This is a genomic window from Butyrivibrio sp. MC2013 (assembly GCF_000424585.1).
GTDB lineage: Bacteria > Bacillota > Clostridia > Lachnospirales > Lachnospiraceae > Butyrivibrio.
Map to the genome: position 1 here is coordinate 1 of NZ_AUKE01000024.1, position 14,114 is coordinate 14,114.

Here is a 14,114-nt window from a genome sequence, read left to right on the forward strand (position 1 = left end):
GGGAACTATGCCAAAGAAAAAACGCCTTTCTGAAAGAGTAACTTCCACTTTTCAGAATGACGTTTTTGAAGTGGAATTTAACTTTTCACTTCAGCAGATGTTTATTCCAAATACTTTTGAATAATAGCGACAACCTCATCCAGCGAATCATCAGAAACACTATATTGATCACCATTATATGCAAGATGCGTATTATCAACTCCAACAGAAACAGTTATATTTTCATAAACAAAATCCATCAAATATAAACCTTCAACATACTCTTCTTCTGGCATTTTTCTATATGAACAATCATTCAAAGTATCAATGATTGCATTTACATCCTTATCCTCACTGATATAATACTGCTTTCCGTCAAATCCATAAATTATCACGTCTGAAGGATTGTAAGCAAATGCGTTTCCCAGTTCATCTTTGTCCCTCTCCTCAGGGCAGAACTAACACAGTAACAGTTATCTGAAGGTATTTGTTCCTTGGCCTCAATATACAATAATGAAACAGGGAAACTAGGAATAAGTGCTTCAACCTTACAAACTCTTATGTAGAAAATCGACATTATTATCAAGAGACATTATTCCTATTCATAGTTTCCACCTAGATACTTATTCGCATAAAAACTAATATAGTAATCTCTGTCAAAAATGTTATCATCGATCAAAATCTTATGATGAAAATCATCAACAAAATTCTCTAGGTCTTCTGTTGAAAACTTTTCACCCCTAATATCAGTTGATACTGTAATTTTTTACAAACAAATACAGATAAAAAAACAAGCTTAACAAAGCCATCAAAGACAAACAAATAATAATTGGATATGATTTTAATATCATGGCAATATTCCTCATTTTATTGATTTCAGGAATATTTATCATACTATATCCAAATGTAATAACCAAGCATAGAACTACAGGGGTCTTAAATAATGAATACATTTTGACTAATAAAGAACTATAACCTGACAAATTAACTAATTCTTTGAAAACACATTTTCCATCGGATTTCACAAAAGCCACTGCATTCATACAAATTGAACAATACTCTAATAAAACAAATAATAAAACAACCGCAGAATTACAGTTAAATAATACTGCGTATATCAATAGCGCCAAATTCATGAATATCATATCAGCTCTAATTCCAGCAGAATATATTTTAATTCGAGCCTTTACTGGCAATAGTTTCATACCACAAATAGATGTATAAAAATATGGAATTCCATATGAAATAACAATGCCATATTCTACAACAAATGCGCCTAATGATTTTGCAGCTATAGAATGAGATAATTCGTGGAAAATAATAGTAATAAAAACCAATATGAAAGCAATAAAAAAATCCGCACCAGAAGTATGCAAATCAATTAATAATATGTGTCTAAAACCACCCGAGAGAAACAATAATGCGCAGGCTGCGGCGCTAAAAATAGTTATCAAATCAATGATTCTATCGATAATACTCATATTGAAAGAGCAGAGTGTGGACTCTCGAGTTTTTAATAAAGTTATATATACAGAATTCAATTTAAATTTAAATTGTCGTCCTTCATCATTATCTTCTAACAATTGCTTGCTTTCAAATACTTTTATCAAATCAACAATATATTCTTCAGTTAATTTTAGCCTTTTAGCTATAGTTCTTACTGAAGTTTGACCATTAAGCATGAACAGAATATCGCACTCATTGATACCTACCACATATGAATACTTGATTGATGTATCAAATATTACACATTTAGAATTGCCTTTATGGACAAGTTCTATACTTCTCTTTTTTCTCGGTAATCCGTTCATTTTTACTTATCAATTCCTATCTTTATATACTGATGTTATATTATTTTATTATTTATATACCAATGGCTTAATTTATAAAACATCGTTTTTTCTATACGATATAGCAAAAATCACCAACATACTAGATAAATTGATAAGACTTACTATAATATCTACTTTCGTTAAATGATAATCAGGATTACTCACAATATTAAACACTATTTGAGAGTAAAAAAAACGAGACACTTTCATCACAGAACCATTAATCATTGCCAACATAGGCATCATCCCCAAAGCAATGGCTACCGGAGCAGCATAGGGCCCGACACTTATTTGATTTTTGACTATCGTACCTATTACCGCACCAATTATCATAGAACAAAGCGAAACCCAAAAAGACACACCCAAAAACAATAATAATTGATTTATATCAAAACGCAAAACCGGAATATACAACAGTGATGAACTCCATATAATGCCCAGTACAAAAATACCTATCCCCACAACATATTCAAGCGAAGTAACATTTGCATATAACAATACCCTTAGAGTCCCTTTTTCCTTCTCCTCTCCAAGAATAGATGCCATACACAATATAGGAGACATTATTAAATGCATTGTAATGAAATTAGGCAATACATAGGCGATAGTTTCCTTATCCACTATTTCATAAAATAAATATGTAAAAACAGGAAACATTACAAGCATAAATATAATGGATTTGTTTTTTATGGCATCCTTGCACTCTTTAATAAAGATTGCCCTAACGTTTATTAATGATATATTCATTCAAGCCCCCTGCCAGTAACTTGCAAAAAAACATCCTCTAAATTGGGTTCGTTGGAATGTATTGACAGTATATCTTTGTTCACAATTACTTCAACAAGTTTTTTCCAGTTTTCAGAATCCTTTTTAAGGCACAAGACCTTTCCATCTATTGTTTTTACTGTAACTGAAAAATCTGTGTTGTATCTCGAACATATTTCTTTAGGATTTCCATATTCAATGATCTTCCCACAGTTCAATAGAGCAATATTGTCACACATCTTAGTTGCTTCATTCATATTATGTGTTGTCAAAAAAATAGTTGTTCCATTCTCTCTGAGCTCAAAAAGTAAATCATGTATATGTGAAGACGTCACCGGATCCAAACCACTTGTAGGCTCATCCAAAAATAGGAGTTCGGGTTCGTGCAAAATAGCTCTTCCCAAGATTAACCTTTGACGCATCCCCTTAGAAAGCTTTCCTGCAGCTTTTTTGGATTCTCCAGCTAAACCTACTTTTTTCAAAACAAAATCTATTCTTTGAGGGTCAATGTTATATATACGAGCAAACAGCTCCAAATTATCCTTACAAGACAGTCGTTCATACACACCATAATTATCCATTACAATTCCAATTTTTCTTTTATCAGAACTTGTTAAACCAGAAGTATTCTCTTCAAATACTTCAGCACTTCCACTATCAGCATTAATCTGACCAGTTAATAGTCTTACAATCGTGGTTTTTCCTGCGCCTGATGGTCCTAGTAGTCCAAATATTTCATTCTTCTTTATTTTTAAACTTATATCATTTAACACATTTTTCCCATCATACGTCTTGGTTATTCTACTTAGACAAATTACATCTTCCTTCAATTAAAATTCTCCTTTGCAATAGTGCCTTTAGAGTTATCCTTTCATGAGGGCACTATCTTTATTTTTATTATTACAAGCAAAATCAATTATGTTCACAAATATATATATCGCCAACCATAGAACCTATTTACCAAAAAGTCTATTAGTTGGCGACAGCCTGTCATCAATTATAGTTTCGATTATTTAATTGATACAAAAATGTACTTTAATCATACAAAGAGTAGTATAATTATCGTAAACATCATGATGCTTCTTCTAATTCCAAGACTTCACCTATACTTTGCTGATTAATATTTACCTGCCCTTGAACTTTTATATACTCGTCAATAAAATGAGAATAACTCTTGTACCCTTCATTATTACGCAATAATGCCAGCTCATCTGAAGATGGATATTGTTTAATAATGACATCGGATGGATTTTTAAATGTATTCTCTATATACCTACATATTTTTTCGTCAAAAAAAACATTCAAATAAGATATAGCATCATCAAAGTTTTTTAACTGATCCATCGCCGCACAATATAGTTTAATCGCGTGAATTAATTCTTTCTCTTCAGAGGAGTTACAATATATCTGCGCACGTTCTTCAACAAGTTCCATCTTCTTATATGCATTCATATAATCTTCTTCAATAATATGACACATAGCCATAAGATAGAGCGAATCTGCATAAAACTCCCTACAAGGCACCTTTGGATTCTCCATATGCAAATAGTAAACTTCCAATGTGTTCTCCATTGAAGCTTTCATAAAATATCCCAAAGCCCCAATCAAATACTTCGTATTCGATTTATCAATCTTTTCTACATTATTGAGCAGATATGATGCGTACGATCTAGTATTATAAGCCCTTAACCGTTTATCATCAATTTCTTGCATCTCTGACATTCCTGGTATCAGAATATGCACTGAAGAAAAACCAAAGTAAGACACATTCCTAATGCAGACCTCATGTCCAGCTTTATTCAATTCCATTATCCAGTTTTGAGCAAGTTCTTTGTTAGACATGCATGCCACATCTTTAACAGGTTTAAATTCAAATGACGCGCAGGCTCCAAACAACTGATATGGAAACTGCCCCAACCCCAGTTTATAGGAATTGGTTATGTTATCAGAATCCTCTACGTAACGATTATAAAAATCCAATTTACTTCTACTAGTGTACTCAAATATATCCTGCCCCTGTGTCGCTTCTGTAAAGGTTCTTTCCATAGCTATTCCATAATCAGGATGGCATCCTAATTTCACACCATATCTTCCTGTGTTTTTTTCAACTATGAACAAAGCTGCTACTGGATATATACCTCCAAAAGAACAATCTTTTAGCATGAATACATATTTATCATCATTGCTCGATTTTAATTTATGCCACATTTCATATACGTAAGGATATTTCCTTATATAATTATCAGGTATATCAGGCAATGTGGGTTTTTCTAAAAACAGTCTCTTCTGGACATATCTTTCTATTATTTCCGATAATCCCTGTACTATTGCTTCTTCTATTGTATTTCCAGCACTCATTCCATTACTGCCATAATATAAAGCGCTAATATTTTTGGGGATATACTCTACTTTCTTCTTAAAAGTATTATAAAATGGTACTGTTAAATAGCGCTCATGACTTCCTGTAATATTGTATTCATCCTTATTTACGGTCCTAAAAGCTTCTACTCGCTCAGAATATGAAGCTTTGTTCATTCCGCGTTTATTAAAATACATCTCCATAAAAGCACTATTTTGATCAAGTATCTCTTCGGCAGTCATAGATTTACCATCAGTAAATCCCCATAAGTTTTCAAGCTTTTCTTTTGTTGGAACTGACTGCGCCAACATATTATTCTGATATCTTTCAAAAAATTCAGCATATCCACTTGCCAAAGAATAATCTCTAGATATACCTTTGCCATTAGCGCCTATATCAGTTCCCTTCAAAGTAACTCGAACAGTAAATGTACTAATACTACTTTCATCTTGCCACTCTTCCTCAGTCTCAATACCATGTTCTGCTAAAATTTGCTTCAACATATGTACTGTAGCCTGTGGAGTTTTTTCCTTATAATGCATTTTTTGCTGATAACTTTCCATGCTTCCTCCAAAAGCCGCCAAGTACCAAAGACATAGTAACGCCTTGAGCACCTAGATGCTTCATTTTTTATACCATTGCTGCACCAGCAGCTGCACCAGCCCCGGCCCCAGCAGCCGCTCCTGAAGCTGGCGAAGTAACGTCGCCTTCATACTCATTGATTACAGTTTCATCATTTATAGAATTTATTTCTTCATCAGAAAGCATTGTTTCACCAATAGTTGACATATAACCCCCTTTTTAAGCAGCTGCCATAAATGCCATGGCCCCAGCCGGAGCCGCTCCAGCAGCTGCTCCAGATGCATCATTTACATTATTTTTATCTTCTACAACAATCTTATACGTTTCTTCATCTATACAAGATATATCATCATCCGTTAATAATTTCCCAAACATACTCTCAATCATAAGCTTTTCTCCCTCATTAAATTGCTGCTGCTCCAGCATAAGCAGCATACCCCGCTGCCGCTCCTGTAGCTGCACTCGCAGCATCATTCACAGAGCTATTGCCTTCACAAGTAACTCCCACATCAATTACTGATAGTATTTCATCATCTGTCATACAAGACGTATTTAATTCATTCATAAGATATACCTCCTTTCTTTGATATATTTAACCTTATCCCTCTCCTCAGATGAACCCCACTAAATGGAAAATTTTTTTCCATTTAGTTTAATTCTCTAGCTTATAGCCTTCATTTGTGATATTATCTTAGTCAATTATGACATTTGGGAGAATGACAACCCATGGGTATAAGAAATGCAGGTTCGATTATCAAAGAAGCTCGTCTCAGGGCAGGACTTACACAGGAACAGTTATCTGAGGGTATTTGTTCCTTGGCCTCAATGTGCAATATTGAAACGGGTAAGCTAGGAGTAAGCGCTTCAACCTTTCAAGCTCTCATGAAAAAGGCTGGCAGTTCATCTGAAAAGATGCCAATATTTAAGGATCGCTCAGATTTTGATGCTTATATGTATTTAAAAAATGCCAGACTATATGCCGATAAGTATTGCTTTAAATCAGCATATGATGAGCTTATCAAATTAAAACTTTGCTCCTATGGAGAAAATCGGCTTTATTATCAAGAGGCATTATTCCTCTTAGCTCGTATAAAATACCTTAATGGTGAAACAAATTATTCATACCTTCTTGATATTCTAAATACTGCCATACATATTAGTCATAATGAACTGGACTTTTCTGATTTTAGCGATATTTTCTTATCTTACGTTGACAATGAAATACTAATTCTCATTGCCAATATATATATCAGCTCTAATAAAATACCAGAAGCCCAGTCACTATGTAATGAAATATGCAAAAACCTTAATAGGCATGTTGTCAATGACAAATATACCGCCTATCTCCAAATGCTTACTTGCTTCACCAGCTCCAGATTGTATTTTGAATTGGGTAAATATGCAGAGGCAAAAGAGCAGGTAACTCTTGCTATGCATTTTTCCGAAGAATACTATATTGAGACATTCCGTCTGGAAATTTTATTCCTTAGCATTCTAATTGATTGTTGTATTGATAAATCTTCAATCAATAACGATCTTCTCTACTTGCTTTCATTGGCTTCTTATCTCGGATGCAGCTACGTTACCAGGCTCAAAAAGAGGCTAAAAGAATTAAATGTTCCCAAAGAATATCTTCAAGTCGAAGATCCAAGCCCCGTACTTCTTCCTGATTATGATTTTACTTATCCGATGGATTCGCTTTCAGATGGGGTTATTGATTATAATGATGATAAAGCACTTACTTTAGGCCGCCTCATCTATTCGTTAAGAAAAGAACAGCATTTATCTCTAAATGAATTAAGCAACGGACTTTGTAGCGCGTCAAAACTATCTAAAATCGAAAATAGTACTCAAGCCCCCGGAATTCATCTTGCCGAAGCACTCCTAAACAGACTTGGTTATTCTGAAAGAGATTTTATATTCTATGGTAATACGACAGAGTCGGATTATTGGCAAAAGAAAAATCGCTTATTGAGCATGAATCATAAAGAAGAGTTGTATACAGAGGAATACGCTAACATAATCAATTCAGGAATGAACTCAAACAATCCTGCAATAAAACAGTTGTGTATACTCTTTGAAAACAGCAAGCATCTTTATTCTGAAGACGAGTGCGCCGCGTTGAACGAAGGGCTAAAAATCTCAATTCCAGATTACAGTATTAATACTATTGGCAGCAAGAATCTTTCCTGGATTGAAATATCTCTATTGAATGGAATCTGTTTGAAATATATTAAATCAAATAAATTTGATGAAGCTAAAAAGATAAATGATGCACTTCTTAGCTATTCACAAAAACACTTTGTGACACCTGGCTATCAAGTTATTACTATGTTTTCCTCATATAAGCTCCGCTTTAGGTATTTATATAACATTGGCGAATATAGGCAAATTATTAATGAGCTTGATTTACTGGACAACGAATTCCTCTTAAAGAGCTCTGGAAGCGCCTCAGATTTTTATTTCTATTCATCTCAGGCTCTTGGCGAAATCAACAATTATGATCTGATGATAAAACATGCAAGAATTGCCGCTGGCTACTTTAAACTAATCGGGCTTGAAAGCAGAAAGAATTATCTCATTTCAGAAATCAAAGAACAATTCCATGTCAAAGTCTAAATAGAGGATACCGCAATTGCGATATCCTCTATTTAGGTCAATTATTTCTCATCAAATAATACATTTTCAATAGAACTTCCTATATTCTCATCCCCCATTGATTCATTGACTTCGGGTCTTGCTGCAGCGCTGCTTATAAGCAACTCCATCGCCATAACAGTTGCAAGAATTGTCGTTTTTACAATGTTCATTTTTCTCATACCACAAAAATCTCCTACTTCTGCTTATCATATCTATATGTTACAGTTTCAGATTATATATCAGCTCCCAAAAGAAAGTGAACCCAAGTAAATGGAAAAAGCAATAACTGATTAAAATCACTCTGGAGTCAATGGGGACGTTTCATTTTGACTCACATATGCTCCGAAAAATCAATTTCTCTTATTTGCTCAAACTCAACCGCATCTAAGTGCCGGCAGATCTTTGCATCATCCGTACCGGCTTCCTCAAGTTCTATAGAAGCACGCCACCACAAAGGCCTGATACATTTATAAAGCAATGCAACTGCTTTGCAGGAGACTATTTTATCCGCATAAAAAAAGACCTTCCTTTTTTATTCCTAACACTGCTCGTCATCGAAACCATACTTATCTTTCAAAATCTTTACAAATACTGGTCCAAGCTCAATTATAAAATGCTTGCCCTTGTATTTTGCTTCAGGATGGCATGTGCAGATATCAACTGTAACATTGTTTATTATTGTTTCTTGGAAATCATCTGCATTACCAACTACAAGATACTGAATAAAAGGAAAATCCCAGGTTCCTTTTTGGTATTCAAAAGGCAATGATGCCTCAAATGGTCTTTCTATATCAACACCTATAGAATCAAGATACAATGCCAACTCAGGATATGTTTCTCTTATCTCATCAATGAGATTCTGGCAATAATCACATTGGCACGTATCCTCTCTTTGATAGTTTATATAGTATTCTTTTGTCTTTTCTATATCCATATTTATAATTTTCCCCACTTGCGGTTATACGATTATCCATGTGAGTCACAAAGCTATTCTGTATCTTTCTAAGTCAATATCATCGTCTTTAAGGTAAACTGTTTCCATGTACTCCCCTCCATTTGCCTTAATAGTTCGTCTGCTAGCCTCATTACCTGGCATGCAGCTCACGGTTATCTCCTGGAAACCAAATGAAGATAGATAATCTTTTGCCTTGGCAAGCATCCGTGTAGCATAACCTTTCCGGCGTTCCGAAGGGCGTACAGAGTAACCAACGTGACCGGTATAGTTTGCCATTTTTTCATTCAGTTCATGGTGTACCTGCAAACAGCCCACCATTTTCATGTCTTTTTTTCTTATACACAAAATAACAGTACCCCTAGCACCTCGTTCATCTGTTTCTCTTGCAGGATTCGCCCAACCAATACAATAGTCAGCATACTCTTTTATATTCGGCATACGTTTCAAGGAAAAGCATCCATCAAATTCAGAATCCGCATCAATCATTTCCCGTCTATATGCAGCAATTTCATCTGCATAATCAAACGTTGCTTCAACAAACAAAAGCTCTTCACCAGAATTTATTAAACTGTTTTGGGGTAAATACTCAACAGAGAATTTTTCACATACAACAAGTGATTCAGCAGAAAATGGAATGCCAGTTCTTCTCCCACATTCAGCAAAAGCTTTTCTGTGGACATTTCTCCAATATACAAGAGACCTGTCTCCTTCACCTTCTGAATATGCGTGAAAATGAGGCACTTCCCTAAAAGGGCATATGTAAACATCATAATCCCGAATCACACATACAGCTTCTCCGTTTCCAGCTATAACCACGCTATAATCTCCTTGCTGGGGAAGCTTATAATGTGCATCTTTGGAAATATAATTATCACAAGTTCTTGCCTCGCCAAATTTAATACCGTTTACAACAAGGTCTGCTAATATATCCGCAGTTTTAAAGTCATCTCCAAATGACCTCACATCATATTCTGTATTTTTATCTATTCCACTTTTTTTACAAAACTCTGTCCATAACTGCTCTTCTGTCATTTTCCCTCTACTATCTAGAGTCAATGGGGACGTTTCATTTTGACTCACATATGCTCCGAAAAATCAATTTCTCTTATTTGCTCAAACTCAACCGCTTCTAAGTGTCGGCAGATCTTTGCATCATCCGTACCGGCTTCCTCAAGTTCTATAGAAGCACGCCACCACAAAGGCCTGATACATTTATAGAGCAGTGCTGCCGCTTTCTTTTCCAGATCCGAAAACGAATAAACCTTCTTTACTATATCAAGTGCATGAACCACACGCTTCAGAAAGTTATCATCCTCTCCTATATTGCTGTATGTATCATCAGTTGAAACATACGGCGCCTGGCGAAGCAGATAGTTGATAAACACATCCCTTCCACATATGTTGAAATCATACACTCCCTTAAAATGTCCGTCATCATCCAAAAGGACATTAGTATAGTTTATATCTGCCTGAAACACCGATGTCGGGAGCTTGTGATATATCTTTTCCAGTTCCTCTCTTGCAATAAGCCAGTTATTCCATATCCGTTCAACCCGGTTTTTATATTTTTCCGGAAGCTTTTTGGCAAGATTCAGCCATTTTTCAGCATCTTCTGTCGTCTCATCACATTTATCCCCCGGGTCAAATGTCTCAAACATGCAATACGCCGAAGGCAGATCCGTATAGTCAAAATTGCACGCCGCGACCTTGGCGTCCATGATCATGGCTTCCTCAAGAAAAGAATACCATCCGTCCGTAAGAAGCTTGCTATCTGAAAACGTGGTGTTTATCAGTTCTTCTGCAGATTTATATTTTGAAAACTCCTCCCCCCATACCACACAATCCCTGTCTTTATATACAATCGTAGGGAATGTGCCATCCAGTGATCGAATATACTGCGGGCAATAATATCCTAGATCACGGTATTCTTTAGCTATCCTTTCCCACAAAACAAGATGCTTTTCATCTGTAAAACCATTTGCAGCGAGCTTGATCGCAATCTTTTCCTCACCAAAATCCACCAGTAATGTTTCTCTAAAATCATCGTCTCCGTGACTGGTATTTTTTATATCAATATTATCCGGAGTCTTTTCAGAAAAAAGTCTGACTATATCATTTATGTCCATTCTTCAGGGTCACTCCTTAAAACATAATGCATGCGAATATTCTTTTAACCTGCCTTTTTCTCCGCTTCCGGGCTCGTGGCTCATTCCGAGCATAGCTCCAGCTTCAGATTATCAAAGGTCCATCCCCTGACATCACTGATCACGCCGTATTCACGGGCTCTGATCTCCATATTCTTAAAGACCACGTCTTTGATGGGGCGGCCGGGATAGGCATTGATATAGAAAATCTGGCTGCTGCCTTCATAGTTAGAGGTAAAGTCAGCCCTGATATCGTGTACGAATATATTCTTTACTACAGGTATACCCACCTCTACAGGCACAAAGGTAAGGAGCTTTTCCCAATGGGCAGGAATGGGCTTACCCTTGTACTCCTCGGGAAGGACAGCCTTGTTGTATGAAGGATACCAGTTCAGGTCAAAGTTAAACAGGGTACCCACATTCAATGCCCTGAGATTTGATACCTGTACTCGCTCTACAACACCGCCTCTGGTGTGAGAGGATTTTACCCTAAAGGCGTTCTGAGTGCCCTTAAAGGTAATATCTCTGATATTGATATTTCTGATGCCGCCACTGGTCTCACTACCCAGAGTGATACCAAAGCCTCGTCTGATCTCGCAGTTCTGGATCTGGACATTCTCAGATATCCTGCCTACTCTGAGGCCATCCCAGTCTCTTCCCGACTTAATGGCGATATCATCATCGTTGCAGTCTATAAAGCAGCGCTCTATTACCACACCGGAGCATGAGTCCACTACTATACCGTCAGTGGAAGTGCCTTCATTTTCATGGACCTTCACGCTATCCACATGGACATTGTTGCAATAAGTCATCTGAATAGTCCAGAAGCCGCTCCTGATACAGTCGATGCCGCTGATCTCCACGTTTTCGCAGTTCTGGATCAGCATGGTCCTGATCCTTCTGCAGTCGTAGTCCAGGCACCATCTCATATTCCTGGCTACATAGTCAGCCCTCATGCCGCCGTGCCTGTCTACTCCCCAGTATCTGGTCCACCATACAGGACCATTGCCGTCTATCATGCCCTCTCCGCAGATCCTGACATTTGATACTCCGATAGCATTGATGATAGCAGCAGGCCAGGGCATCTCTATGCCGGCCACACGAGTATCTATGACCACATACCTGGCCTCATTGGAGCTTCCCAGCAGCACAGCTCCCCTGGCCAGCTCCAGAGTCATATGGCTTCCCAGAAAAAGAGAGCCTGTCACATAAGTCCCCTCTTCTATCCTCAAGGTCCCTCTTGCGGCTGCAGCCGCATCTATAGCTTTTTGCAGAGCTTCGGTATCATCTGTCCTACCATTACCTTTAGCACCAAAGCTTCTTGGATCAATGATATCTGACATGGGGCATCCTCCATAAGAATTTTATCTATATATTCTTGAAAATGCGTGTTTCTGAAGATTGATCTATCAACATATACATATATTCTACCATCAGTACCCCCTATTTGACACCCGTGGCTTAAAGCGTTTATTCTTTATGAAGAAACTATGTTAGAGTTCACTTACTTTCAAGAAGTCTTAACTTTAAATCATTAGTCCTAAAAGAGAAAGGAAGAGCATGAATATACTGATCAAAGATGTCCTGGCACTGCTGCCCGGAGATAAGGGGCCAAAGGCCGAGATGACAAGCGTTGCCATAAGCGGCAGCACTATAGCTCACGTTGGGAATGTCCCTGAGGATTTTGTTGCTGACAAGGTCATAGATGGCAAGGACAAGCTCCTGATCCCGGGACTTATCAATGCCCACACCCATACATACATGTCCTTTATGCGCAACTGCGCAGACGATCTGTCTTTTGCAGACTGGCTCTTTAATACCATCGACCCAATTGAAAGCAAGATGGAAAGTGAGGATGCATACTGGGGTTCACTCCTTGGACAGATGGAGATGATAAAGTCCGGCACCACCTGCTTTAACGACCAGCAGATGCATATCCGCCAGACCACAAGAGCGGTTAAAGAGTCCGGTATGAGAGCTGTGATCTGCAGAGGCCTTGTGGGGTCCGACTACGACCTGGATGACAGGCGCCTCAAAGAGACCTATGAGGATATGGAATATATAAAGGACTGCGACAGGCTCACATATTTCCTGGGACCTCACGCTCCTTATAGCTGCGGACCCGAATATCTCAGGATGGTGGCCGATATTGCCAGAGAGCGGGGCATGGGCATCCACATCCATCTGGCAGAGTCCCTGACTGAATCCGAGAATATCATGAAGGATCATGGCTGCACTCCCATTGAATATGCCTTTAAAGCAGGAGTATTTGATTCCAGGACCATTGCAGCACACTGCGTGAACCTCACAGAATCTGACATGGACCTGCTAGCAAAGACAAACGTCTCTGTTGTAACCAATCCAGCTTCCAATATGAAGCTGGGCAACGGCATTGCACCTGTTCCGGAGATGATGGCAAAGGGCATCAATGTCTGCCTGGGCACAGACGGCGCTGCGTCCAATAACTCCCAGAACCTCTTCCATGAGCTCAGGCTCCTGTCCCTGATCCACAAGGGTACTCACAAGACTCCTTTGTGCATAAGCGCAGGTGAAGCCTTTGACATGGCTACCATAAACGGCGCCAGGGCCCTGGGTCTTGACACAGGAGCTATAGAGGAAGGCAGGAAGGCTGATCTGGCCCTGCTGGATCTGAATACTCCTTCTATGATGCCTGTTAATAATCCCATTGCAGGACTGAGCTACTCCGCAGACGGAAGTGAAACAGATACTGTTATCATAGATGGTCAGATCGTCATGGAGAATAGAGAGCTAAAGACTATCGATGAAGAAAAAGTGTATTATAATGTGAGAAGGATATGTGAGAGGCTGGGGCTTTAATAATATATAAAATAATCAAG

15 protein-coding genes are annotated in these 14,114 nt (G+C 37.8%); 2 read left to right on the top strand and 13 right to left on the bottom strand.

Translation table 11 applies throughout. The features are described from left to right. Positions 1-101: 101 nt before the first annotated feature. The 8 genes from G636_RS0112030 to G636_RS20355 all read right to left on the bottom strand — a co-directional run bounded on the left by G636_RS0112030 (position 102) and on the right by G636_RS20355 (position 6,082). On the bottom strand, positions 102-374 hold the full coding sequence (locus G636_RS0112030) for a hypothetical protein (RefSeq protein ID WP_026508249.1): 273 nt from the start codon (positions 372-374) through the stop codon (positions 102-104). A 351-nt stretch (positions 375-725) separates the two neighbouring features. Beyond that, a complete protein-coding gene (locus tag G636_RS0112035) occupies positions 726-1,790 on the bottom strand; it encodes a site-2 protease family protein (RefSeq protein ID WP_026508250.1) in 1,065 nt (354 codons plus the stop codon). A 72-nt stretch (positions 1,791-1,862) separates the two neighbouring features. After that, complete coding sequence (locus G636_RS0112040) at positions 1,863-2,558, bottom strand: ABC transporter permease (protein ID WP_026508251.1); 696 nt, start codon at positions 2,556-2,558, stop codon at positions 1,863-1,865. After that, positions 2,555-3,406: an ABC transporter ATP-binding protein gene (locus tag G636_RS0112045; RefSeq protein ID WP_026508252.1), complete on the bottom strand. Its 852-nt coding sequence runs from the start codon at positions 3,404-3,406 to the stop codon at positions 2,555-2,557. Before G636_RS0112045 ends, G636_RS0112040 begins: the two co-directional genes overlap by 4 nt. A 241-nt stretch (positions 3,407-3,647) precedes the next feature. Further along, positions 3,648-5,498: a YcaO-like family protein gene (locus G636_RS0112050; protein ID WP_026508253.1), complete on the bottom strand. Its 1,851-nt coding sequence runs from the start codon at positions 5,496-5,498 to the stop codon at positions 3,648-3,650. A 67-nt stretch (positions 5,499-5,565) separates the two neighbouring features. Further along, positions 5,566-5,724 carry a hypothetical protein gene (locus G636_RS20350; protein WP_155832389.1) on the bottom strand — a complete coding sequence of 53 codons (159 nt, stop codon included), beginning with the start codon at positions 5,722-5,724 and terminating at the stop codon, positions 5,566-5,568. Between the two features lie 12 nt (positions 5,725-5,736). After that, positions 5,737-5,943 carry a hypothetical protein gene (locus G636_RS0112060; RefSeq protein ID WP_026508254.1) on the bottom strand — a complete coding sequence of 69 codons (207 nt, stop codon included), beginning with the start codon at positions 5,941-5,943 and terminating at the stop codon, positions 5,737-5,739. Then, positions 5,921-6,082 (bottom strand): hypothetical protein, encoded by a 162-nt coding sequence (locus G636_RS20355; RefSeq protein WP_155832391.1) that lies wholly within the window; start codon positions 6,080-6,082, stop codon positions 5,921-5,923. The genes G636_RS0112060 and G636_RS20355 overlap by 23 nt, the downstream gene beginning before the upstream one ends. Before the next feature lie 161 nt (positions 6,083-6,243). Here G636_RS20355 and G636_RS0112070 point away from each other — a divergent pair, with 161 nt between their 5' ends. Next, a complete protein-coding gene (locus tag G636_RS0112070) occupies positions 6,244-8,136 on the top strand; it encodes a helix-turn-helix domain-containing protein (protein ID WP_026508255.1) in 1,893 nt (630 codons plus the stop codon). A 41-nt stretch (positions 8,137-8,177) separates the two neighbouring features. Here G636_RS0112070 and G636_RS20360 read toward each other — a convergent pair whose 3' ends face one another. The 5 genes from G636_RS20360 to G636_RS0112100 form a co-directional block, all read right to left on the bottom strand. After that, positions 8,178-8,336 (bottom strand): hypothetical protein, encoded by a 159-nt coding sequence (locus G636_RS20360; RefSeq protein WP_155832392.1) that lies wholly within the window; start codon positions 8,334-8,336, stop codon positions 8,178-8,180. Positions 8,337-8,695: 359 nt separating this feature from the next. Next, the gene (locus G636_RS19690; RefSeq protein WP_051226969.1) at positions 8,696-9,091 is read right to left on the bottom strand and encodes a hypothetical protein; all 396 of its coding nucleotides are present in this window, start codon (positions 9,089-9,091) and stop codon (positions 8,696-8,698) included. Between the two features lie 45 nt (positions 9,092-9,136). Next, positions 9,137-10,144, bottom strand: a complete 1,008-nt coding sequence (locus G636_RS19695; RefSeq protein WP_051226972.1) for a GNAT family N-acetyltransferase — start codon at positions 10,142-10,144, stop codon at positions 9,137-9,139. A gap of 44 nt (positions 10,145-10,188) precedes the next feature. Beyond that, complete coding sequence (locus G636_RS0112095) at positions 10,189-11,238, bottom strand: hypothetical protein (protein ID WP_026508257.1); 1,050 nt, start codon at positions 11,236-11,238, stop codon at positions 10,189-10,191. A gap of 80 nt (positions 11,239-11,318) precedes the next feature. Next, a complete protein-coding gene (locus tag G636_RS0112100; protein WP_026508258.1) occupies positions 11,319-12,599 on the bottom strand; it encodes a glycoside hydrolase family 28 protein in 1,281 nt (426 codons plus the stop codon). 217 nt (positions 12,600-12,816) lie between these two features. Here G636_RS0112100 and G636_RS0112105 point away from each other — a divergent pair, with 217 nt between their 5' ends. Continuing rightward, positions 12,817-14,094, top strand: a complete 1,278-nt coding sequence (locus G636_RS0112105) for an amidohydrolase (protein WP_026508259.1) — start codon at positions 12,817-12,819, stop codon at positions 14,092-14,094. The last annotated feature ends 20 nt before the right edge of the window (positions 14,095-14,114 follow it).

What these genes read in the sequence shown, in the direction of transcription:
- G636_RS0112035 (WP_026508250.1), bottom strand. Translation starts at nt 1,790, where the DNA reads ATGAACGGATTACCGAGAAAAAAGAGAAGTATAGAACTTGTCCATAAA.
- G636_RS0112040 (WP_026508251.1), bottom strand. Translation starts at nt 2,558, where the DNA reads ATGAATATATCATTAATAAACGTTAGGGCAATCTTTATTAAAGAGTGC.
- G636_RS0112050 (WP_026508253.1), bottom strand. Translation starts at nt 5,498, where the DNA reads ATGGAAAGTTATCAGCAAAAAATGCATTATAAGGAAAAAACTCCACAG.
- G636_RS20350 (WP_155832389.1), bottom strand. Translation starts at nt 5,724, where the DNA reads ATGTCAACTATTGGTGAAACAATGCTTTCTGATGAAGAAATAAATTCT.
- G636_RS0112060 (WP_026508254.1), bottom strand. Translation starts at nt 5,943, where the DNA reads ATGCTGGAGCAGCAGCAATTTAATGAGGGAGAAAAGCTTATGATTGAG.
- G636_RS20355 (WP_155832391.1), bottom strand. Translation starts at nt 6,082, where the DNA reads ATGAATGAATTAAATACGTCTTGTATGACAGATGATGAAATACTATCA.
- G636_RS0112070 (WP_026508255.1), top strand. Translation starts at nt 6,244, where the DNA reads ATGGGTATAAGAAATGCAGGTTCGATTATCAAAGAAGCTCGTCTCAGG.
- G636_RS20360 (WP_155832392.1), bottom strand. Translation starts at nt 8,336, where the DNA reads ATGAGAAAAATGAACATTGTAAAAACGACAATTCTTGCAACTGTTATG.
- G636_RS19690 (WP_051226969.1), bottom strand. Translation starts at nt 9,091, where the DNA reads ATGGATATAGAAAAGACAAAAGAATACTATATAAACTATCAAAGAGAG.
- G636_RS19695 (WP_051226972.1), bottom strand. Translation starts at nt 10,144, where the DNA reads ATGACAGAAGAGCAGTTATGGACAGAGTTTTGTAAAAAAAGTGGAATA.
- G636_RS0112095 (WP_026508257.1), bottom strand. Translation starts at nt 11,238, where the DNA reads ATGGACATAAATGATATAGTCAGACTTTTTTCTGAAAAGACTCCGGAT.
- G636_RS0112100 (WP_026508258.1), bottom strand. Translation starts at nt 12,599, where the DNA reads ATGTCAGATATCATTGATCCAAGAAGCTTTGGTGCTAAAGGTAATGGT.
- G636_RS0112105 (WP_026508259.1), top strand. Translation starts at nt 12,817, where the DNA reads ATGAATATACTGATCAAAGATGTCCTGGCACTGCTGCCCGGAGATAAG.